A 21,677-nucleotide genomic window follows, 5' to 3' on the forward strand; every position below is an offset into this window, starting at 1 on the left:
CATTTTGCGGGGTATTGAGCGACGAGCACACTTGTTCGCACCCCTTGGGGATGCAGCGAAGACCGTCCCCTCTTCTGGCTGTTAGGAGCTAGCGATTGGATTGGAACGAGTGCGACTTAGCGAACATCCGCCGTGGCCGATCCTCTTCTAACGGCAACATTTGGCCCTTTGCGATTCAAAGCTGCCAGTCCGCTTCCGGCCCCAAATGAGACATCGGCACGACCGCGCCAGAAATCGCTGCCCTCTTGGATCGAAGGTGCGACTCGCGGCTGATACTAACCGGGAGAAGCAAATTGCGGTCGCCATGCCAGATGGCAGCGGCAGTTCCGAGCGCCAGCCTTGTTGAACTTATGAACACGGTGTAACGGGCGTAACATCGGTAACGTCCGCGCTTACCCGGTGCTTCACGAGTTACGCCAGTTACATCCGTTACATGTGACCTGCACGGCTAAGGCATGATCCGTCCGTCTATCATACGAAACCGCATCAGCTTTCCGCCCGGCAGTCGGGCCGGACTGTTTCGCACCAATCTGGCCTCGGTAAGTGCCGTCTCAATAGCCTCGCCGCTCTCGCTAAGCGATTGCCAGCCTTTTGGCCGCAAAAGGAAGGTTAGCGGCTCCTTCCGAATGTAGCCAAATTCTGAGGCGGCATCGCCTCTGGCCGCTCCCCAATCGGCAAAGTTGGCAGCATTGCGATCGAGCCAGGCTCGAACTTGGGCTAAGGCATCCGGCTTCTTGTCAGGGCCGCGGGCTGCTGCCCAGTCGTGAGCGCAGCGCGCGACTTGTTCGAATGCATGTCCAGCAGACCAGGGCAGGATGCCCAATTCGATCGCTACTTCCCCCGCTGCCGCCAAGAGTGCGAAGTTGCCGAAGGCGCGGCGGGTCAGACCATCTGCATCCTGTCCCAGGTGAGCGGCTAGAAAGCGGGCTTGCAGGTCGCTCAGGGAAAGCCTTGCCGCAGCAATGTTGTGGGTCAATCGTTCGACGAAGGCCAAGGCAACATCACCTGTGCTCCGACTCGTGACGGCTTTGAAACAGTCTGACAGGGCCGCACCGTCGGAAAAACCGTGTAGGGTATCAAAGAGCCCGAACCCTTGACTTGCATCTGCCGGAAGGTCCATGACGCGTACAACTTGGCCTTCCCGCATCGCCGGGGCACCCGCCCATTCCGCGATTTTTTCTTCAAGGCTGATTTCGCCGCTAGACAAAAAGACCAACTGCCAGAAGGCCGGCTGCCGGGAGCGTCCCGCGCCACTGGCTCGCTGCTTACCTATTCCATTTCCCAGAGTGTAGCCGACCTGCGCGGCAGCACGCGGGTCAATCTGCGCGATTTCGTCAAGGATCAGAAGCCGATGGTGGTGGGATTCAGCCATGGCCTCGACACCGTTATCCGTGGCGCGCCAATTCCGAATTTCACGGCTGGCTGGTCCGAAAATGGATGCTGCGACAGCCAGGGCAGTGGATTTACCAGTCGACGACAAACCTCGCAAATGTACTCCAAAGGTGCCCTGGCCCGGCAGAAGTCCTATGGCAAGGCCAGCGAAAGCGGCACAGAGGGCGAGGACCAGACGCGAATTCCCCATGGCAAGTGCGGCTACTTCATCCTTCCACAAAGCTAGGTCGTCCGCTGCACTGACGGGAGCCATGTCAAAACATCCGGACCGCACAGGCATGTCATCACATGTAAGACCGACCGTTCCGGTTGGCCCGAGATAGTGATCACCATGCCAACCCCCGCGCTCAACCAGCCGCAAGCGAGTGGTGATCCGGGCCAGCCGCAGATGCGCAACGATCACGGCCATCCCGGAAGTGACGTGAATATCAAGCCCCCCGTCGACGAGGTGGGACACGACGCGTCGCCAGAAAAAAATAAGGTCCCGCTCGGTGATTTTGAGTCTTTGCTCGACACCATCACGATCGATCATCCAGACCAGCCGAGACCAATCCGTACCATCTTCAGTGCGGATGACGGTTGTCGCCATGACAGGGCCACACACCCTAAACGGGTTGCCATCCTCGTCGTAAGCCCACAGTCCGGAGCGGCGTAGCCAGGTGGACCCGGCCGGTGTCACACCAGGAAAGACCAATAGGGGATCGTCGATCCAGGTGCGGGCGAGCCCACCGAGTTGCAGACGCAAAATGGCCCATGACTGACCCTCGGGCGCGACAATGAAATCTTCCGACCACGTTTCAGGAGTGACGAGGGTGGATGCATCGGTCATGCTCAAACCAGCAATTAAAACCCGCTTACCCGCCAATCGCGACTTAAGACTGAGGGCATCGCTTACGGAAGTCGCAAGAAAAACCTGGTGCCCGGATATGTGATGAAGTGCCAAGACATCGGCGAGATCACTTACGGCAATGATTACGGTGTCCGACGCGCCGATGGAGAAATGCGCCGAGCCCCCCTCGGGCATCCAAGTCCGCGCACGCCCGGCGGCGTCGACAATCAGCAGACCACAAATGCGGCCCAAGCCATCGCGCACTGGTCCGATAAGACCGCCCTTCCAGAGACGGAGCTCGCCTGGCGGCAGGCCATGCCGAGCCAGATAGGGATGGGTGGAGGGCGCAGGTACACAAGCGGCCCAGACGCGCATCACGGCGTCCGGGCCCTCATTTTCATCATCCATCAAATCGAGCGGCGTGAGCATCATGCGCCAAGTCTCGCGCCGCCCTTGGCAAGGCACAAACATCTTTAGGGAAGTTTCGGCCTAAGGGCTTCGGAAAGCTTGAGGGGAGGCGATGCCTTCTCGTCCGCCCTGTCGACCATGTCCTGGCTTGCACGGACCGTGGCCTCAAGTTTCCAGCCAGAACTGCGGCGCGCATAAGCCTTGCCGGCAGTGCGGAGCGAACCGTGGCCAACAGCGGCTGCGATTTCGGCCGCGCTCTTGCCGGCCGCCTTCATATTGGCGATGGCCTGGTGGCGGGTAGTGTAGAGTGCAAAGGGCTCGACCCCGACACGGCGGCACGCGCGACGCAGCCTTCCGCCGAGCCTGTCCAGCAAACGCGCCAGCTCGCCCTGACTGGCGGTCGCGAAACTCTCGATCAGGCGATGGATCGAGGCTTGCTCCTGATGCGAGATACCAGAAAGGTCAAGCTCCCTAAATTCACCGAGGCCGCGACCATTGGTGGCCTTGCGCGTGCGAACAACCAAAAGAGATCCTTGCAGATCAGCGTCAGAATACTCAGAAGGTCTGAGGCCCAGAAAGACGCCGTGCACGAGAAGGAGCACAAGCAGCTTATCCTCGATCGTGCCGCGAGTGAGCAGGAATTTGCCGACGCGGTGCAACTCCCACTTGTCGACTTGTTTGCGCTTCCTGGCCGAGGTGCGTGGCTCAGCGGTCTTGGGGCGCGGACGCGGCCGGGACGCCAGCGCCTGGCGATGGGCATGCTCGCTCACATCGTCCAGGTCGCCACGCTCGACGGCTTTGTCCACCGCCCATGCCAATGCAGCGTAATATTTTCGGATACTGGCTGGCCTATATTCGTCATCCTGGGTGCCAAGGCAGAGAATGACTTCGAGCAATGTCGCCTCGCGCCCTTTGGATGTCTCCGCCCGCCGCGTGAGCATGTCCAGGCGCTTACGATACTCTTCCTCGGTCGTACTCTGGCGCGTTACCGCTCTTCCTAAGCCATCAACCTTTTCCATGCCAGTTTCCCCGTTACTCGACGGAATTTTCCGTCGTGCGAACGCTGGAGCAAGGTCTGGCAAGGTACAAATCGAGCAGATGAAAAGGTGCGCGGTAACGCGGTATCGGTGTCGAGGTAACACTTTTCTCACAACCGCAGAGCTTGTGGGAAAAGTGTTACCTGATGCAGATTTGGTGTTACCAGCAGCGCGGGGCCGTGCCGAGGCGACGCCTACTTGAACTCGATCTTGTCGAACCAGGCGAGCTCTTCGACGGTCGGCAGTGGAGAGCCATAGCGGGCCGAGACGTGCCTGCCGCGGGCCTTACCCTGAGCTTTGTCTTCGCTTCCCTGCGAAGGCTCGTGGCCCATGAACATATTCCTCACGGCAAGTGGGATCCCGGCATCATCGCAGCGCTTCGCGAAGGTGTGGCGAGCGCTGTAGGCGACGATACGGCGATCCGAGGTTATGCCGCGAACCAGGCGGTTCGCGCGCTTGGAAAGCGCCGAGGACGAGTTGCCATATTGGTCGGGAGTCTCGTTTGGAAAGAGCCGCGCATTCGGCCCATCTTCTCGGCGGCGCCTGGCTATGAGTTCTAACAGGCCGTCATCGAGGAGCTCCTGCGCCAGCGGAAATATCCGGCGCGCAGCATTGGATTTGAGCTGCAACTGCGAGCGCCGGAGCGCGTGGTTCTCGTCGCCATCGAAGTCGAAATGCAGCAGGTCCACACAAAGCCGACCATATAACTCACGGAAATCCGATACGCAGAGCTGGGTGAACTCGTGCAGTCGCAGGCCCTGGCGGCAGTTGAAGCGCGGCCACCAATAGTCTGCTGACGTTTTGGGCTTCCTGCTGGTCTCGAGCAAAATTGCATGCTCGATTTCCGGTGTAAAAGGCAGGCGCACCTCTACATCCAGAAGATCCTCTTCGTCTACCTCCTGCTCGGATTGGACATTGGCGACGGGATTGCTCTCGAGGTACCCCTTCCTGACGAGATAGTCGAAAATGCCGCGGATCGTACTGAGATATTTGGCATTGACGGTTGTGTCGCTGATCGGCGGCAGTGGGGTTGCACGTTTGGCATTGAGCGCGATCGCCTTCACCGGATCATCGGTCTTCAGATGCTTGATTGCATCAAGGGGCATTTGATCGATCAAATCCCGATACCGCAGCATGTCCTCCTTTTTGTATTCATGTACCGGCTTGTCGCCAATCGTGGACACGAAGACACGCAGCTTGGTGCCGACTTCAGCCAGATACTTTGCTGACCTGCGTTTTTTGCGCAGGTCGGCAACATGCCCCTCAATATGTGCCGTCAACGGCTTCTTGGCCTCTGGATGCAGCGTTCCTAGTCGCATGGCATCCACAACCGCCTGTGCCAAATTCTGCGGCGTCGGGACGATGAGGGCAGGTGCGGCCGGCGTCGTACGCGTGACATCACTGGAGACGGCAGGCTTGGGGGGGATCACTCCTACAGGTTTCTGGCAGCCGACAACAAGCTGCTGAGCAAGAGCCGTTTTCAGGTCTTGATCACCAGAAGCTGCCGCTGAATCGCAGCTGAGTGCGCTGTCTTCGTTCCCGGTGCTCAAGCTATCGAGAAGCATGCGATATTTGGCGCGTTCCGCCCAAGCCCGACCGTCACGATCAAAATCATCCATGACGCGGCCGAGGACGACATTCAACGCATCGCGTGCGCCGGGCTTGAGCCCAGCGTCGCGCAATATCGCGAATGCCTCTTCGACCAGCAAGACCAGTATCCACGCTCTTTGCCGGGCCACCCGCATATTGCATGTGCGCAATGATCTGCGGATATCCGAACTGCCAAGGCGATCGATCAGGTCGACTGGTATCGTCTTGCGAAACCAGAAGACCGGACCTCGCCGGTGCACGAACGATGCAATGGACTTAAGCAAGGAACAAACACTCCGTCGATGTGACGGGATGCTGTGACAGAATCCGTATTTTGATTCGGATTCAAGCCTAGCAATTTCAATGGCTTAGAAGTGGCGGAGAGAGAGGGATTCGAACCCTCGAGACGGTTACCCGCCTACACACTTTCCAGGCGTGCGCCTTCGACCACTCGGCCATCTCTCCGCATCGCGTGGCAGATTTTTAAGTCTGCGGACGGCTTTGATTGCCGGGTGCGAGCGTGGCGCAATATAGCGATGAACCGTTTGGGCGCAAGCGGGAGTTATATGTTTTTGTCACACGGGGACATCCCTTGTGGATAGCCCCTGCGGCATGGCACAAGAAGACCGATGTGCGGGACGGGTGAATGCGGACTGTTTTGAGGATAATCGGCACCTGGCTGATCGGCCTGGCGCTGGTTCTGCTGGTGATCGACGGCACCAAATCGCTGGCAGCCAATGCCATCGTGATGACGAGCCTGGGGGATGGCTGGACGGCGATCCACCCCGGGAGCATCGAGGCTGTCAGCGCGTTTTTTTCGAGCCGGTTGTTTGCCGACCTGCTGGCGAGCCTTTTTGCCTCGCTTCTAACCTATCCCGCCTTTGCGGTGATCGGGGTTCCCGGCATCGTCCTGGCGCTTCTGGGCCGCAGGCCGCGCAGCCAGCGGTTTTTGCGCACCGAAGAAATCTGACCTAAAAAGGGGGCTTGCCAGTCCCCATATAGGGGCGGAAAGGAAACGCTCATGTTCTTCCGCACCAAACCCACAACCATTCCCACACCTGAGGCATCCCTGCCCGGCCGTACGGCGGAAATGCCCGTTGCGCCGGACCATTTCGTCAATGGCGCCAGCCTCAAGGGCCCCTATCCCACTGAAAGCGAAACGATTTATTTCGGTCTTGGCTGCTTCTGGGGCGCCGAGCGGCTGTTCTGGACCCTGCCCGGCGTCGTTGTCACCGCCGTAGGCTATCAGGGCGGGCATACGCCCAATCCGAGCTATGAAGAGGTTTGTTCGGGCCGCACCGGGCATACCGAGGCGGTCAAGGTGGTCTATGACCCCAAGGTGATATCGCTTGAAACCCTGCTCAGGACGTTCTGGGAAGAGCACGACCCGACCCAGGGCATGCGCCAGGGCAATGACGTGGGCACGCAGTACCGTTCGGCCATCTATACGACGACGCCCGAGCAGGCCGAGATCGTGAGCCGGAGCAAGGCTGCCTATGAAAACGCCTTGCGCGAAAAGGGCCTAGGGCCGATCACCACCGAGATCGGGTCAGCGGGCCCATTCTTTTATGCCGAAACCTACCACCAGCAATATCTGGCCAAGAACCCCAATGGCTATTGCGGGCTCAACGGCACCGGCGTCAGCTGCCCGATCGGGCTCGGGGTTGCAGCCGAATAGGGGCTGTGCGCACCGGGCATAAACGGGCACAAAAAGGGCGGGGACAAGTGCTCCGCCCAAGGCGCGGAAGCGCAGCAGATTATTGCCCAGGCGCTGCGGATCGGTGCCATCTTTGTTAGCATCTGGTGAACACATGACGCCGCTTTACCCCGACATCATGCACAGAGGCGGTTTCGAGGTCTTTGTTGCGGGGCTCCCGGCGGCAACGCTGGTGCGCCAATGGCGCGACGATTCGGTGGCCAAGGTTGGCGGCAAGATTTTTGCCCTGCTCGATCGCGATCCCGGCGAGGTCTGGTGCAAGACATCGGACCTGTCCTTTGCGCTTCTGACCGAGTTGCCCGGCATTCGCCCCGCACCCTATTTTGCCCGGGCCAAGTGGGTGGCGATCTCCGCCTCCAGTCCCCTCTCGGGCGACGAGATCAAAGCCTATGTCACCGAGGCGCATCGGCTCGTCGCGGCGCGGCTGAGCCAGAAAGTGCGGATTGCGCTGGGGCTCGGAGATCTGGGGTGAGAGCCACCTGAATCTGGGCGCGCCAGCCCCCGCCCCTATGGGGCGAGGGCCGGCACTGGGTTGCCAAGGTTTGGATTGCCGGACGCGCTCGGACGAAACGCTTTGGCAAAAGAGCCCCCGCTCTACTGCAATTGCGGTTTGACCAGGAAATCGTTGCGGTCGGCAGTTTTGACGCGGACCCAGGATTCGCGGCCCGAACGGAGGATGCGCATGGAAAATTCCGAGCCCGCGGGAGCCTTGGCCCAGAGCTTTCGGTAGAAGTCGCCGAGGCTTTCGATCTCTTCGCCATCGAGTTCGGAGATGATGTCGCCCTGCTTGAGGCCGGCAGTGTCGGCGGGGCCGCCGTCGGACACGTTCATCACCACCACGCCATTGTTGCGCTCGGCTGAGAAAACGCCGAGCCAGGGGCGGGCCTCGCGCTGCGGGCGCCCCTTGGTGACCATGTCGTCGAGAATGGGTTTCAGGAGATCGATCGGCACGATCATGTTGATGTCGGTGGTGTCTCCGGCATGCAGCATCTGCAGGCGCAGCGAACCGATGCCGATCAGGCTGTCATTGCTGTCGAGCAAGGCCGCGCCGCCCCAGCAAGGGTGATAGGGCGCGGTAAACATGGCCTCATCGAGCATATATTCCCAGTAACCGGCAAATTCCTGCTTGGCGACGATCTCGTTGACCACCTCCTCGCCCTCGCCATCGACCATGCGGGTGACATCGCGCACGCGCGCTCCGCCGGAACTGCCGAGCCGCAGCGCGGGCAGGTCGAGATCGCCCAGAGCCTGAACCAGGCCGAAGCCGGTTTCCTGATCATAGCCCACGACATGGGCGGGCAGGACGCGCTCGTCATGGGTTGTGAGCCAGACCTCTTCGGCCTCGGTGATCAGATAGCCGATGGTGACGACGAGGCCCTCGTCGTTGATGACGGCGCCGCTGCCTTCGCGCAGGGTGCCCAGGGTCGAGGCCGTATAGGCGGTTTCCGGAACCTGGGCGCGGACGGCAACGATGGAATGGCGCGCAGTGGTGGACATGGTCATCCCCTCTTGGTGCTTTGGTTTATAGATATGCCGGGCAGACGGCGGCGCAAGGTTTGCCCGGTTGTGAGCACGGGGATGTGTGCGAGCCGCGGTGATGAGCTAGCCGAGAACCTTGAAATCGAGATGGGTGGCGAAGCGGGTGTGCCGGGCGGCGGTGGGTTCGAGTTTCGCCGTCAGTCCGTCCCAGAGCCGGTTGCCATCGCCGGCAAGAAGCGGCACGAGCTTGATGTGGAGCGTGTCCACCGCCCCGGCATTGAGATAGTGGCGCAGGGTCGATACGCCACCGGCAATGGCGACATCGCCGGCGCCGGCGGCCTGCCTGACATGGGCAAGGGCTGTTTCCGGCCCCGCGTCAACGAAATGAAACGTGGTGCCGCCTTCAAGTTCCAGCGGCGGGCGCGGATGGTGCGTCAAAACGAAAACCGGCGCATGGTAGGGCGGGTTGGGACCCCACCAGCCAGTCCAATCGGCTTCCCAGGGGCCCGGGCCGGGCGCGGCATACATGTTTCGCCCCATGACGAAGGCGCCGTAGTCGCTGATGGCCCTGATTTCGGCGCTGTTATTCTCAGCATCTTCGAACATCCAGCGGGCGAGCTGGCGCGGATCGATGCTGCCGAACGGGCGCTCGCGCGACTGGCCGAGCCCGGTGCCGAATCCATCGAGCGTCAGCATCATATGGGCATGAACAGATTGGACCATGGCGGCCTCCCCCTGGCTGTCACTCTCCATCAGGCCCATGCGCGGCTTGCCCGTCAATCGATAACTCCGGTTATCGGATGGGCGCCTTTGGAAACTCTGGGGCCGGCAGCCGTTCGCCCAGCATCAATCCAAAGGAGACCGACATGTTCTATACCGACGGAAAGCTGCAATACCCGGTGCGCGTGGAAACGCCCGATCCCGTATTCGCCCGTGCCCTGCAGCAGGCCATCGGGGGCGTCGAGGGGGAAATCCGCGTGGCGATGCAGTATTTCTTCCAGGCCATGGGCGCGCGCGGCAATCCCAAATTCCGCGACCTGCTGCTCAACACCGCGACCGAGGAACTGGGTCACATCGAAATGCTGGCGACCGCGGTGGCTCTCAATCTCGAAGGTGCTCCGGTGGGCGAACAGGAGCGCGTTGCGGCCGATCCGGTCGGCGGATCGATCCTGAACGGGATGACCATGAAACATGTCCTCTCGTCGGGGCTTTCGGCCATGCCGGTGGATTCGGACGGCGTGCCGTTCGACATGAGCCACATCTATGCCAGCGGCAATATCGCCGCCGACATGACCGCCAATGTCACGGCGGAATCGACCGGCCGCGTGCTGGCCGTGCGGCTTTACAACATGACCAACGATCCCGGCATGAAGGACATGCTGCAATTCCTGATCGCGCGCGACACCATGCACCAGAACCAGTGGCTGGCAGCGCTCGAAGAACTGGGCGGCGCCACCGAGGTCTTCCCCATTCCCAACAGCCACCCACAATCGGAAGAAAAGCAGGAATTCAGCTATAGCTATCTAGGGTTCAAGAACGATGGCAGCGAGCCAGCGCCCGGCCGCTGGTCGGAAGGCCAGTCGATCGACGGCAATGGCACGTTCGAAACGCGCAACATGGAGCCACAGGGCGAAGAGCCGAACCTGGGCCGCGCCCGCCCCGGCACCGGCGCCCAGGCCGAACAGCTCTAGGAGGCTTCGATGTTTCGTCGCAGCTTTCTTGCCGCTGCCGCAGGGGCTCTCGCCCTTGCGCCGGCACTGGCCGCGGGGGCAAGTCCCCCGCCGCATCCGGCCCGGCATCGGCTGAGCAGCACCTATCTGACCGCGATCGACGCCGAAGCACTCCATGGGCTTACGCGCGGCACCCAGCTCGAGTTGCGCGCCGACCCCGCGCGCCGGTTCGAGCCTGGGTCGGCGGTGGCCGTGTTTGCCGCGAACCGGCGCCTCGGCTACCTGCCGGGGACGGCGGGCAGGATCGTGGCACCACTTCTGGCGAGCGGGGTCGCGCCACTCGGGGCAGAGGCAACACGCGTGCGCACCGGCACCCAGCCACGGCTCGATCTCGATCTTTTCATCGCAGGCTAATCGAGGGCGCCGCCGGCGGGCGGCGCCTTTGACCCCGGCCTTGGCTTCGGCGTCAGGCCGTGGAGAAACAACTGTTCGAGGTAGCGCGCCGCATCCTCGTAACGCCCCTCCCCGCCTCGGCCCCTGCCGAGAATGGCGCGCACCTGCACGTCGAAATCGGCATAATGCTGGGTGGTGGCCCAGATCGAAAAAATCAGGTGATAGGGGTCGGTGCGCGTGATCTTGCCTTGGTCCATCCAGGTGAGCAGGACCTGAGCCTTCTCGTCGACGAGGTTCTTGAGATCGACCTCGAGCATGTCGACGATGTGGGGGGCGCCGCGCAGCATCTCATTGGCAAAAAGCCGGCTCTGGCGCGGAAAATCGCGTGCCATTTCGAGCTTTCGCCGGATGTATGACCGGATCTCGACAAAGGGATCGCCATCGGCCCGCATTTCTTCGAGCGGGGCGAGCCAGGTGACGAGAAGCTCGGACATCAGGCGGCGATGGATCTCTTCCTTGCGGGGAAAGTAATAAAGAAGGTTTGGTTTGCTCATGCCCGCGACCTCGGCGATCTGGTCGATCGTCGAGCCGCGAAAACCCTCGGCCGAAAAGACTTCGAGCGCCGCTTCGAGGATGATGTCCTGCTTTTCCCGCTGAATGCGCGTCAGCGGTCGCGGCTTGGCTGGCGCAGCCGTTGCGGCCTTGGCGTCGGCCTTGTGCTGGCGCCGTTTAGGGCTTGGCTGAGGCTCGACCGATTTCAGCTTTCTGGGCGCCATTTGGGTCTTGCGGGAATGAACAGGAGTGCTAACATTTTTCCAACTGGTCAAAAATCTGGGTTCCGCCTTGCGCTGTCAAGCGGCAAAGCACACCGCAGAGACCGGATGCAAAAAGGGGAGCGCCGCCGCCGTGTCCAATTCCAATGCCGTCGTGCCAAATGACTTAAGCGCGTTCTGGATGCCGTTCACGGCGAACCGGCAGTTCAAGCAGAACCCGCGCATGTTCGTCGCGGCTAGGGATATGCACTATACGACATCGGACGGGAGGCAGGTGCTCGACGGCACGGCGGGGCTCTGGTGCGTCAACGCCGGTCACGCCCGGCCCAAAATCGTCGAGGCGATCAGCCGCCAAGCGGCCGAACTCGACTATGCGCCGGCCTTCCAGATGGGGCACCCCAAGGCCTTTGAACTCGCCAATCGCATCATCGACATCGCGCCCAAGGGGCTCGACCATGTGCTGTTCACCAATTCGGGTTCTGAATCAGTAGAAACGGCGCTGAAAGTGGCGCTGGCCTATCAGAAGGTGATCGGCCAGGGCGCGCGCAGCAGGCTGATCGGGCGCGAACGGGGCTATCATGGCGTCAATTTCGGCGGCATTTCTGTGGGCGGCATCGTCACCAACCGCAAGATGTTCGGCACGCTGCTTACCGGCGTCGACCACCTGCCGCATACGCATAATCTGGCGAAAAACGCGTTCTCGAAGGGCCTGCCCGAGCATGGGCTCGACCTTGCCGACGAGCTCGAACGGATCGTCACGCTGCATGACGCTTCGACCATTGCGGCCGTGATCGTCGAGCCGGTGGCGGGCTCGACCGGCGTTCTTATCCCGCCGCCGGGCTATCTGAAGCGCCTGCGCGAGATCACCAAGAAGCACGGCATCCTTCTTATATTCGACGAGGTGATCACCGGCTACGGGCGGCTCGGCACCCCGTTTGCGGCGGATTATTTCGATGTCGTGCCCGATATCATGGTGACCGCCAAGGGCCTGACCAATGGCGTCATTCCCATGGGCGCGGTGATGGTGTCGGCCGAGATCCACGATGCCTTCATGACCGGGCCCGAACACGTCATTGAATTTTTTCATGGCTATACCTATTCGGGCAATCCGATAGCCTCGGCGGCGGGCCTGGCAACGCTTGAGACCTACAAGGAAGAGGGCCTCCTTACGCGCGGCGCCGAGCTTGCCAAGGCCTGGGAAGACGCGCTTCATTCGCTCAAGGGTGAGCCGCATGTGATCGATATCCGCAATATCGGGCTCGTCGGCGCCATCGAGCTCGAGCCGATTGCCGGGCAGCCGACCAAGCGCGCCTTCTCCGCTTTCCTCAAATGCTTTGAAGACGGCTATTTGATCCGTACCACTGGCGACATCATCGCCATGAGCCCGCCGCTGATCATCTCGGAATCCCAGATCGCCGAATTGATCGATGCGGTCCGCACCGCGCTGAGGAGTATCGACTGATGGAAACCATCGAGAATGCCGTGGGTGGGCGGCGCTATGTCTCGTCTTCGACCCGTCGGGTGCCGGTCTATAATCCGGCAACGGGCGAGCAGAGTGCCGAACTTCCCCTTTCGACCCCCGACGAGCTGAACCAAGCCGTCGCCAATGCGGTCAAGGCGCAGATTGCCTGGGGCGCGACCCCGCCGATGAAGCGGGCGCGCGTCATGTTCAAGTTCAAGGCGCTGCTCGATCAATATGCCGATGATCTGGCCCGCGAAATCTCGAAAGAGCACGGCAAGGTGCATGACGATGCCTTGGGCGAAGTGGCGCGCGGTATCGACTGCGTCGACTTCGCCTGCGGCATTCCGCATCTCCTCAAGGGCGAATTCTCCCGCAATGTGGGCCCCTCGATCGATTCCTATTCGGATCGCCAGCCGCTCGGCGTCGTTGCGGGCATCACGCCGTTCAACTTCCCGGCCATGGTGCCGATGTGGATGTATCCGGCGGCCATCGCTTGCGGGAACGCCTTTATCCTCAAGCCTTCGGAGCGCGATCCATCGGCGCCGATGCTGGCCTGGAACCTCTTCATGGAAGCCGGCCTTCCCGAGGGCATTCTCAACGTTGTCCACGGTGATAAGGAGACAGTCGACGGGATCCTCGACCATCCTGATATCAAGGCTGTGTCCTTTGTCGGCTCCACCCCGATCGCCGAATATGTCTATCAGCGCGGCACAAAGGCTGGAAAGCGGGTGCAGGCGCTGGGCGGCGCCAAGAACCACATGATCATCATGCCCGACGCCGATCTCGACCAGGCAGCCGATGCCTTAATGGGCGCGGGCTATGGCTCCGCAGGCGAACGCTGCATGGCGATTTCGGTGGCGGTGCCAGTGGGGGAGAAGACTGCCGACGCGTTGATCGAAAAGCTGAAACCGCGCGTCGAATCGCTGAAAATCGGCCCCGCGACCGACAAGGACGCGGAAATGGGTCCGGTGGTCACGAAAATGCACCGGGACAAGATTCTCGGTTATATCGACTCCGGCGTCGAAGAGGGCGCGTCGCTGGTTGTCGATGGCCGCGGCTTCACGCTTCAGGGCTATGAAAACGGCTATTATGTGGGCGGCACGCTCTTTGATCATGTCGAGCCGGACATGAAGATCTATCGCGAGGAGATCTTTGGGCCGGTCCTTTCGGTGGTTCGCCGCGAAACCTTCAAGGACGCGGTCGACCTGATCCACGGCCATGAATACGCCAATGGCACGGCGATCTTCACCAGGGATGGCGATGCGGCGCGCGAATTCGCCGACAAGATCGAAGTGGGCATGGTGGGTATCAACGTGCCGATCCCGGTGCCGGTCGCCTATCACAGTTTCGGCGGCTGGAAGCGCTCGCTCTTTGGCGATCATTCGATCTATGGGCCCGAGGGAATCCACTTTTATACGCGGCTGAAAACGGTCACGACCCGCTGGCCCGCAGGGATCAAGGGCGGGGCGGAATTTACGTTTCCGAGCTTGAAGTAGGGCTGAGATGGTGGGGCGGAACGGACAGATTGGCTTGATCGGAGGGACTGAACCCCTCACCCAAGCTTTGCCAAGTCGCTCCGCTCCTGGCGCCGCTACCCTCTCCCCTCAGGGGCGAGGGGGCGAAGGCTCCGAACTTCTTTCGCAGGCACCGGCCCCCACCTCTCCCCTGAGGGGAGAGGTCGACGCGAAGCGTCGGGTGAGGGGTTCAGTGTCGCGCTCTCGCACATTGCGTGCCAACAGCACAGACGCGGAGCAGAAGCTCTGGTCGATCCTGCGGGCGCGACAGGTCGAGGGCCACAAGTTCGTCCGGCAATTGCCTGTTGGCCCATATTTCGCAGACTTTGCCTGTCGCGAAATAGCGCTCATCGTCGAACTCGATGGCGGCCAGCACGCGGACAATGAAGCGGATCGAGTCCGAACCGCCTTTCTCAATGCTGAGGGCTATTCCGTTCTCCGATTCTGGAATGATGAGGTCTTGGGCAATCTGGAGGGCGTTCGTTACGCCATCGTCTCGACATTAGCTCTGAACCCCTCACCCGACCTCCGCTTCGCTCCGGCCACCCTCTCCCCTCAGGGGCGAGGGACGCTGGGCGCGGTTGCGGCGACAACCAAGAAACGCAGCTATCGGCTCTATGCCGAAACAATCAGCGAGTGACCCATGACCTCTCCCGGCGAAAATCTTCGGATCAATGGTGATCGGCTCTGGGAGAGTCTGATGGAGATGGCGCAAATTGGTCCTGGCATCGCCGGGGGCAATAATCGGCAGACGCTGACCGATAGCGACAAGCAAGGCCGCGCGCTGTTTCAGCGCTGGTGCGATGAGGCCGGGCTCACCATGGGCGTCGACAAGATGGGCACCATGTTCATGACGCGGGCGGGCACCGATCCCGACGCCCTGCCGGTTTATGTCGGCTCGCATCTTGATACCCAGCCTACCGGCGGGAAGTATGATGGCGTGCTGGGGGTCCTCGCCGGGCTCGAGGTCGTGCGCTCGATGAACGATCTGGGGATCAAGACCAAGCACCCGATCGTCGTCACCAACTGGACCAATGAAGAAGGCGCCCGCTTTGCCCCCGCCATGCTGGCTTCGGGCGTGTTCGCGGGCGTCCATGAACTCGAATATGCCTATAGCCGCAAGGATATGGACGGGAAGCTCTTCGGCGAGGAGCTCGAACGCATCGGCTGGGTCGGGGATGAAGAGGTGGGCGCTCGAAAGATGCACGCCTATTTCGAATACCATATCGAACAGGGACCGATCCTTGAGGCTGAAAACAAGCAGATCGGCGTCGTCACTCATTGCCAGGGCCTCTGGTGGCTCGAATTTACCCTGACGGGCAAGGAAGCCCATACCGGCTCGACGCCCATGACCATGCGCGTCAATGCCGGGCTCGCCATGGCCCGCATCCTCGAAATGGTGCAGGAGGTCGCGATGGGCGAGCAACCGGGCGCCGTGGGCGGGGTGGGGCAGATGAAATTTTCACCCAATTCGCGAAATGTCTTGCCCGGCACAGTGGTGTTCACCGTCGATATTCGCACGCCCGACCAGGCAAAGCTCGACCGGATGCGCGCGGCAATCGAAGCGCGGGCGGCAGAGATTTGCGCGGGACTGGGCGTTGGGTGTTCGGTCGAGGCCGTGGGGCACTTCGACCCCGTCACCTTCGACCCGACGCTCGTCTCACGCGTCCGGACCGCGGCGGAAAAGCTGGGTTACTCACACATGAACATCATCTCGGGCGCGGGGCACGATGCGTGCTGGGCAGCGAAAGTGGCGCCCGCAACGATGATCATGTGTCCGTGCGTGGGTGGGCTGTCGCATAACGAAGCGGAGGAGATCTCCAAGGACTGGGCGACGGCGGGAGCGGATGTGCTTTTTCATGCTGTGGTGGAAACGGCGGGGGTGGTGGAGTGAGGAAAGTCTCCCCCTCACCCGTCTCGCGCTACGCGCGATCCACCCTCTCCCCGAGAGGGAGAGGAATAGGCGCCAGCGCTCGTGTAGGCGCGATGCTATTCTTCTCCCTCTCGGGGAGAAGGTGGCGCGTAGCGCCGGATGAGGGGGTTCTTCGGTGACCAACCGCCCCCGCCTGTTGCGCCGCAACGCCACAGATGCCGAGAACCAGCTTTGGTATCGGCTGCGGAACCGCGCGCTGGGTGGGTGGAAGTTCGTGCGCCAGTTTGCGGTCGGGCCCTACATGCCGATTTCGCATGCCGCGAGGCTGCTTTGATCGTTGAACTGGATGGCGGACAGCATGCTGAAAACTTTCGCGACATCAGTCGAACGACGTATCTGAATGCGGAAGGCTATGGCGTAGTCCGGTTCTGGAACAATGAGGTGATGGATAATCGCGACGGTGTCCTTTGCGCAATCATGAGCGTGATTGAGAGCTCCCCCTCACCCGACCTCCGCTTCGCTCCGGCCACCCTCTCCCCGAGAGGGAGAGGAATAAGGGGTGCGCGTGCAGCCGGCGGCGCAAAATACCTTCATGAGGCACGATCCGTTCTTCTCCCTCTCGGGGAGAAGGTGGCTCGCCCAGCGGGCGAGACGGATGAGGGGGCTAGAACACAATAGAATCAAACAGTCCCGCCAAGGCGCTGAGGGGTGCGGGGTGGGGCTGAGAAAATGCAAGGGAACGAAGATATGCGTAAAGTGATCAAGGGCGGGACGGTGGTGACGGCCGATCTCTCCTATGCCGCCGATGTCGCCATCGAGGGCGATATGATCGTCGAGATCGGGCAGAACCTCCAGGGCAATGAAGTGCTCGATGCGACCGGCTGCTACGTCATGCCGGGGGGGATCGATCCCCATACCCATCTCGAAATGCCGTTCATGGGCACTTATTCCGCCGATGATTTCGAGAGCGGCACGCGGGCAGCGCTGAGCGGGGGCACTACCATGGTGGTCGACTTCTGCCTTCCAAATCCCGACCAGAGCCTTCTTGAAGCGCTGCAGATGTGGGACAATAAAACATCGCTCGCATCGACCGATTATTCGTTCCACATGGCCATTACCTGGTGGGGCGAGCAGGTGTTCGAGGAGATGGCCGAGGTCGTCGACCGCGGCATTACCTCGTTCAAGCACTTCATGGCCTATAAAGGCGCCCTGATGGTGAACGACGACGAGATGTTCGCCTCGTTCCAGCGCTGCGCCGCGCTTGGCGCCCTGCCGCTGGTGCATGCCGAAAACGGCGACGTGGTCGCCGCGATGACGGCAAAGCTCCTTGCCGAAGGCAATAACGGACCCGAGGGCCACGCCTATTCGCGCCCCCCGGAGGTCGAGGGGGAAGCCACCAATCGCGCCATCATGATTGCCGATATGGCCGGCGTGCCGCTCTATGTGGTGCATACAAGCTGCGAACAATCACACGAGGCTATCCGGCGGGCTCGGCAGAAGGGCATGCGCGTTTATGGCGAGCCGCTGATTCAGCATCTGGTGCTCGACGAGACCGAATATTTCAATCCCGATTGGGACCATGCGGCGCGGCGCGTCATGTCGCCGCCCTTCCGCAACAAGATGCATCAGGATTCGCTCTGGGCCGGGCTGCAGGCGGGGTCGCTGTCCTGCGTTGCGACCGATCACTGCGCCTTTACCACCGAACAGAAGCGCAATGGCGTGGGTAATTTTGCCAAGATTCCGAATGGCACGGGCGGGCTCGAGGACCGCTTGCCGGTGCTTTGGACGGCAGGGGTCAATACCGGGCGGCTGACGCCCAATGAATTTGTGGCGGTGACGTCCACGAACATCGCCAAGATACTTAACATGTATCCCAAAAAGGGTGCGGTGATGGTGGGGGCGGATGCGGACCTTGTGGTGTGGGATCCGAAGCGCACCAAAACCATCTCGGCTGGGCGCCAGCAGTCGGTCATCGACTACAATGTTTTTGAGGGATTTGAGGTGACGGGGCTGCCGCGCTTTGTCCTAACGCGGGGCAAGGTTTCCATTGTCGAGAACGAAGTGAAGACCGAACCGGGCCACGGCAAGTTCGTGGCGCGGGAGGCCAGGAACCCGGTCAATCGGGCGCTCAGCCAATGGAAGGAGATCGTCGCGCCGCGCAAGGTGGAGCGGACGGGCATTCCGGCGACGGGGGTTTGATGGCTTTGGACTGTTCAGCAAGCAAATCCCCCTCACCCGTCTCGGCCTATGGCCGATCCACCCTCTCCCCAAGTGGGAGAGGAATAGAAAGGCCTGAGCAGGCACTGACCTGTTCTTCTCCCTCTCGGGGAGAAGGTAGCGCGCACCGCCGGATGAGGGAGTGCTTGGTTTGACCCCCGTTGTCCAGGCCCACAATCTCGGCCTCACCTTTCCCACCGCCGATGGCGATGTCGTCGCGCTTTCCGACGTCAACCTCACCATCGAAAAGGGGGATTTCGTTTCGTTTATCGGCCCGTCGGGCTGTGGCAAGACGACTTTTCTGCGCACCATTGCCGATCTCGAGCAACCGACCTCCGGGACGCTGGAGATCAATGGGCAGATGCCGGAAAATGCGCGGAAAGATCGAGCCTATGGCTATGTCTTTCAGGCGCCGGCGCTTTATCCCTGGCGCACGATTGAAAAGAATGTGGCGCTGCCGCTTGAAATCATGGGCTATTCGGCAGCGCAGCAGGCCGAACGGATCAAGCGTACGCTGGACCTAGTCAATCTCTCAGGGTTCGAGAACAAGTATCCGTGGCAGCTCTCGGGGGGCATGCAGCAGCGCGCTTCCATTGCGCGGGCGCTGGCCTTCGATGCGGACCTTTTGTTGATGGACGAGCCGTTCGGGGCGCTCGACGAGATCGTGCGTGACCACCTCAATTCCGAGCTTCTAAAACTCTGGGAGCGGACGAAAAAGACCATCTGCTTTGTGACCCACTCGATTCCCGAGGCGGTTTATCTTTCGACCAAGATCGTGGTGATGTCACCGCGCCCGGGTCGGGTGACGGATGTGATCGAGAGCAATCTGCCGCGGGAGCGGCCGCTCGATATCCGCGAAACGCCGGAGTTCCTCCAAATCGCAGCGCGGGTGCGGGATGGGCTGCGGGCTGGGCATTCTTATGAGGAGATGGTGTGATGATTACACGAGCGCATATCAAGGAGTGGGTATTCGATGCTGTCAAAGCACTCGGTGAGGGTAGTCCCGCTTCTGTTGCGAAGCACATTTGGGATCATCATGAAACCGAGCTTCGATCCGCTGGTGATCTTTTTTACACTTGGCAATACGAGTCTCGTTGGGCGGCCCAGAACCTTCAGAAAGAAGGTAGGTTGCTAAAGACCGGCCGCATTTGGAAGTTCATTAAATGAATAGGTGGGTGCTTGGCCGTAACGGCCCCCACCCGGCCTCCCCCGAAAGCCGGGGGAGGAGTGGCAGCATCTCGCCTGGGGCAAGATCGTCAGTTAGCTACCTGCCAGCTCCTCCCCCTTCTTTAGGGGGAGGTTGGGTGGAGGTGTTCTCTCCATGAACCGCGTCCTTCCCGTTCTCACCATTCTCGTTCTTATCATCGCCGTCTGGTACGCGGCTGCGATTTTGATGAATGCGCCCTGGCAGAATACGCTCAATGGGCGCGCTAACCTGACTGATGTGCCCTTCCACACCTTTGCCCAGCAGACCTGGGCGCAGGACAAGCCCATTCTGCCGGCGCCGCATCAGGTGGTGTCCGAAATCTGGAATGGGACGGTGGCGCTGGAGATCACCTCGCGGCGTTCGCTCGCCTATCATGGATGGATCACGCTTTCCGCGACGCTGCTGGGCTTTGCCTTCGGGACCGGCCTTGGCGTCTTGCTGGCCGTCGCCATCATCCACAATGATGCGTCGGACCGCTCGCTCATGCCCTGGATCATCGCGAGCCAGACAGTGCCAATCGTTGCGGTGGCGCCGATGCTGGTCGTCGGGCTCAATGCGGTGGGGCTGACCGGGCTCGTGCCCAAGGCGCTGATCTCGATGTATCTCTCGTTTTTCCCGGTGGTCGTGGGCATGGTCAAGGGCCTGCGCTCGCCCGAGGGCATTCAGCTGGATCTCTTGCGCACCTATGACGCTAATTCCTGGCAGGTATTCTGGAAGCTGCGCTGGCCGGCGGCCATGCCGTTTCTGTTCGCCTCGATGAAGGTCGGCATCGCCATTTCACTGATCGGGGCTATCGTGGCCGAACTCTCCAACACCGCCGGGGGGGGCCTGGGCGTGCGGCTTCTGACGGGCTCGGTCAATGGGCAGACGATCCAGATCTGGGCGGCGCTTTTTATCGCGGCGGGGCTGGCGGCAGTGCTCGTGGCGCTCGTCGGCAGTGCAGAGCGCGCTGTCAACCGGCGCATGGGAGTGCGGGCATGAGTTTTGCGCGCGAATTGACGAGCCTGCAGCTCTATCTCGGTCTTGTCGGCGGCGGGCTTGCGGCCCTTGGCTTTCTTGCGAGCGTCCCTACCTTGGGGTCAGCACCGCTGATCACGGTCTTTTTTGCCCTTGGCGCCGTCTCGCTCGCGCGCCTCGTCATGCCCTGGAGCCTGTGGCTCGACGGGCTGCTGGCCGTGTTCGGCGCCGTGGCGCTCATCGCTGCGCTACCGGCCGAAGGCGTGCTGCCGGTGCACCACTGGCTGGCGCTCTTTGCGGCCTGGGCCTTTAGCTGGCTCTTTGTCGAGCGCCTGACCACGGCGATCCGGCAGGGGCGACTGCCTCATACCGGCACGGGGCAGGTCATTCCGCTGATCTTCGGGCTGTCGCTGCTGGTGATCTGGGAGGTGGTGACGCGGGGCGCCAATGTGTCGCCCGTGCTCCTGCCGCCACCCTCGGCAATTGCCGCGCGCTTTGCCCAATCGACCGGGATCCTCTGGGCCGATTTCGTCCAGACCTTCGTCAAGTCGGTGATCCCCGGCTATCTGATCGGCTGCGGGGCGGGCCTCCTTGTCGCCATCGCCGTCGACCGCTCGCCGTTCCTCAAGGCCGGGGTCATGCCGATCGGCAATTTCATGTCGGCCCTGCCGATCATCGGCATCGCCCCGATCATGGTCATGTGGTTCGGGTTCGATTGGCAATCGAAGGCCGCCGTCGTCGTCGCGATGACCTTCTTTCCGATGCTGGTCAACACGGTGGCCGGGCTTAATGCCGCCTCAGCGATCGAACGCGACCTGATGCGGACCTATGCTGCCAGCTATTGGCAGACCCTTATGATGCTCAGGCTCCCCGCTGCGGGCCCCTTCATATTCAATGCCCTCAAGATCAACTCGACTTTGGCCTTGATCGGCGCAATCGTAGCGGAATTCTTCGGAACGCCTGTTGTGGGGATGGGCTTCCGGATTTCGACCGGGGTGGGGCGTCTTGCCATCGACCTGGTCTGGGCGGAGATCGCGGTTGCCGCGATCGCGGGGTCCGCCTTTTACGGGGTGATCGCTCTTTTGGAGAGGGGCGTCACCTTCTGGCATCCGTCCGTCCGTGGTGGCCGGGCGTAGCCAAAACAGGGAAAAGGGAACGA

The 21,677-nt window shown here is 61.4% G+C and carries 19 protein-coding genes, 1 tRNA gene and 1 pseudogene; 14 read left to right on the plus strand and 7 right to left on the minus strand.

Going from position 1 to position 21,677, the window contains the following annotated elements; all coding sequences use genetic code 11:
- Window positions 1–448: 448 nt before the first annotated feature.
- The 4 genes from BM364_RS17895 to BM364_RS17910 form a co-directional block, all read right to left on the minus strand.
- Complete coding sequence (locus BM364_RS17895; protein ID WP_175528664.1) at window positions 449–2,653, minus strand: TOPRIM and DUF927 domain-containing protein; 2,205 nt, start codon at window positions 2,651–2,653, stop codon at window positions 449–451.
- Window positions 2,654–2,694: 41 nt separating this feature from the next.
- Complete coding sequence (locus tag BM364_RS17900; protein WP_092427080.1) at window positions 2,695–3,648, minus strand: site-specific integrase; 954 nt, start codon at window positions 3,646–3,648, stop codon at window positions 2,695–2,697.
- Window positions 3,649–3,860: 212 nt separating this feature from the next.
- Window positions 3,861–5,540 carry a DUF6538 domain-containing protein gene (locus tag BM364_RS17905; protein ID WP_139232629.1) on the minus strand — a complete coding sequence of 560 codons (1,680 nt, stop codon included), beginning with the start codon at window positions 5,538–5,540 and terminating at the stop codon, window positions 3,861–3,863.
- 91 nt (window positions 5,541–5,631) lie between these two features.
- Window positions 5,632–5,721: transfer RNA gene (locus tag BM364_RS17910), tRNA-Ser, on the minus strand.
- 181 nt (window positions 5,722–5,902) lie between these two features.
- Between BM364_RS17910 and BM364_RS17915 the strand changes: the two genes are divergently transcribed.
- The 3 genes from BM364_RS17915 (at window position 5,903) to BM364_RS17925 (ending at window position 7,445) form a co-directional block, all read left to right on the plus strand.
- Window positions 5,903–6,226, plus strand: a complete 324-nt coding sequence (locus tag BM364_RS17915; protein WP_092427086.1) for a hypothetical protein — start codon at window positions 5,903–5,905, stop codon at window positions 6,224–6,226.
- Window positions 6,227–6,277: 51 nt separating this feature from the next.
- Complete coding sequence (gene msrA, locus BM364_RS17920; RefSeq protein ID WP_092427089.1) at window positions 6,278–6,934, plus strand: peptide-methionine (S)-S-oxide reductase MsrA; 657 nt, start codon at window positions 6,278–6,280, stop codon at window positions 6,932–6,934.
- Window positions 6,935–7,067: 133 nt separating this feature from the next.
- On the plus strand, window positions 7,068–7,445 hold the full coding sequence (locus BM364_RS17925; RefSeq protein ID WP_244542943.1) for an MmcQ/YjbR family DNA-binding protein: 378 nt from the start codon (window positions 7,068–7,070) through the stop codon (window positions 7,443–7,445).
- Window positions 7,446–7,567: 122 nt separating this feature from the next.
- Here BM364_RS17925 and BM364_RS17930 read toward each other — a convergent pair whose 3' ends face one another.
- Together BM364_RS17930 and BM364_RS17935 are read right to left on the minus strand one after the other, a co-directional pair.
- Window positions 7,568–8,476 carry a S1C family serine protease gene (locus tag BM364_RS17930; RefSeq protein ID WP_092427092.1) on the minus strand — a complete coding sequence of 303 codons (909 nt, stop codon included), beginning with the start codon at window positions 8,474–8,476 and terminating at the stop codon, window positions 7,568–7,570.
- Between the two features lie 99 nt (window positions 8,477–8,575).
- Complete coding sequence (locus tag BM364_RS17935; protein ID WP_210186462.1) at window positions 8,576–9,232, minus strand: dihydrofolate reductase family protein; 657 nt, start codon at window positions 9,230–9,232, stop codon at window positions 8,576–8,578.
- Window positions 9,233–9,318: 86 nt separating this feature from the next.
- Here BM364_RS17935 and BM364_RS17940 point away from each other — a divergent pair, with 86 nt between their 5' ends.
- Entirely contained in the window at window positions 9,319–10,143 is an 825-nt protein-coding gene (locus BM364_RS17940) for a manganese catalase family protein (RefSeq protein WP_092427318.1), read from the plus strand.
- A 9-nt stretch (window positions 10,144–10,152) separates the two neighbouring features.
- Window positions 10,153–10,536 carry a hypothetical protein gene (locus BM364_RS17945; protein WP_092427095.1) on the plus strand — a complete coding sequence of 128 codons (384 nt, stop codon included), beginning with the start codon at window positions 10,153–10,155 and terminating at the stop codon, window positions 10,534–10,536.
- Here BM364_RS17945 and BM364_RS17950 read toward each other — a convergent pair.
- Entirely contained in the window at window positions 10,533–11,291 is a 759-nt protein-coding gene (locus BM364_RS17950; protein ID WP_092427098.1) for a TetR family transcriptional regulator C-terminal domain-containing protein, read from the minus strand. The two genes, BM364_RS17945 and BM364_RS17950, sit on opposite strands and share 4 nt — an antisense overlap.
- Before the next feature lie 130 nt (window positions 11,292–11,421).
- On the opposite strand from BM364_RS17950, the gene aptA reads away from it, so the two are divergent.
- The 9 genes and pseudogenes from aptA (at window position 11,422) to BM364_RS18000 (ending at window position 21,654) form a co-directional block, all read left to right on the plus strand.
- Complete coding sequence (gene aptA / locus BM364_RS17955) at window positions 11,422–12,750, plus strand: omega-aminotransferase AptA (protein WP_092427321.1); 1,329 nt, start codon at window positions 11,422–11,424, stop codon at window positions 12,748–12,750.
- Complete coding sequence (locus BM364_RS17960; protein ID WP_092427101.1) at window positions 12,750–14,246, plus strand: CoA-acylating methylmalonate-semialdehyde dehydrogenase; 1,497 nt, start codon at window positions 12,750–12,752, stop codon at window positions 14,244–14,246. The genes aptA and BM364_RS17960 overlap by 1 nt, the downstream gene beginning before the upstream one ends.
- Window positions 14,247–14,457: 211 nt before the next feature.
- On the plus strand, window positions 14,458–14,904 hold the full coding sequence (locus BM364_RS18710) for an endonuclease domain-containing protein (protein ID WP_342028874.1): 447 nt from the start codon (window positions 14,458–14,460) through the stop codon (window positions 14,902–14,904).
- Between the two features lie 3 nt (window positions 14,905–14,907).
- Window positions 14,908–16,158 (plus strand): Zn-dependent hydrolase, encoded by a 1,251-nt coding sequence (locus BM364_RS17970; RefSeq protein WP_092427106.1) that lies wholly within the window; start codon window positions 14,908–14,910, stop codon window positions 16,156–16,158.
- Between the two features lie 154 nt (window positions 16,159–16,312).
- A pseudogene (locus tag BM364_RS18850) lies at window positions 16,313–16,815 on the plus strand (endonuclease domain-containing protein).
- A gap of 69 nt (window positions 16,816–16,884) precedes the next feature.
- Window positions 16,885–18,336, plus strand: a complete 1,452-nt coding sequence (hydA, locus tag BM364_RS17980) for a dihydropyrimidinase (protein ID WP_092427108.1) — start codon at window positions 16,885–16,887, stop codon at window positions 18,334–18,336.
- Window positions 18,337–18,505: 169 nt separating this feature from the next.
- A complete protein-coding gene (locus BM364_RS17985; protein WP_425284920.1) occupies window positions 18,506–19,291 on the plus strand; it encodes an ABC transporter ATP-binding protein in 786 nt (261 codons plus the stop codon).
- A 384-nt stretch (window positions 19,292–19,675) separates the two neighbouring features.
- Complete coding sequence (locus BM364_RS17995) at window positions 19,676–20,542, plus strand: ABC transporter permease (RefSeq protein WP_092427117.1); 867 nt, start codon at window positions 19,676–19,678, stop codon at window positions 20,540–20,542.
- Window positions 20,539–21,654 (plus strand): ABC transporter permease, encoded by a 1,116-nt coding sequence (locus BM364_RS18000; protein ID WP_092427120.1) that lies wholly within the window; start codon window positions 20,539–20,541, stop codon window positions 21,652–21,654. Before BM364_RS17995 ends, BM364_RS18000 begins: the two co-directional genes overlap by 4 nt.
- Window positions 21,655–21,677: the final 23 nt, after the last annotated feature.

It is taken from the genome of Devosia crocina (assembly GCF_900116545.1).
GTDB classification, from domain to species: Bacteria; Pseudomonadota; Alphaproteobacteria; order Rhizobiales; family Devosiaceae; genus Devosia; species Devosia crocina.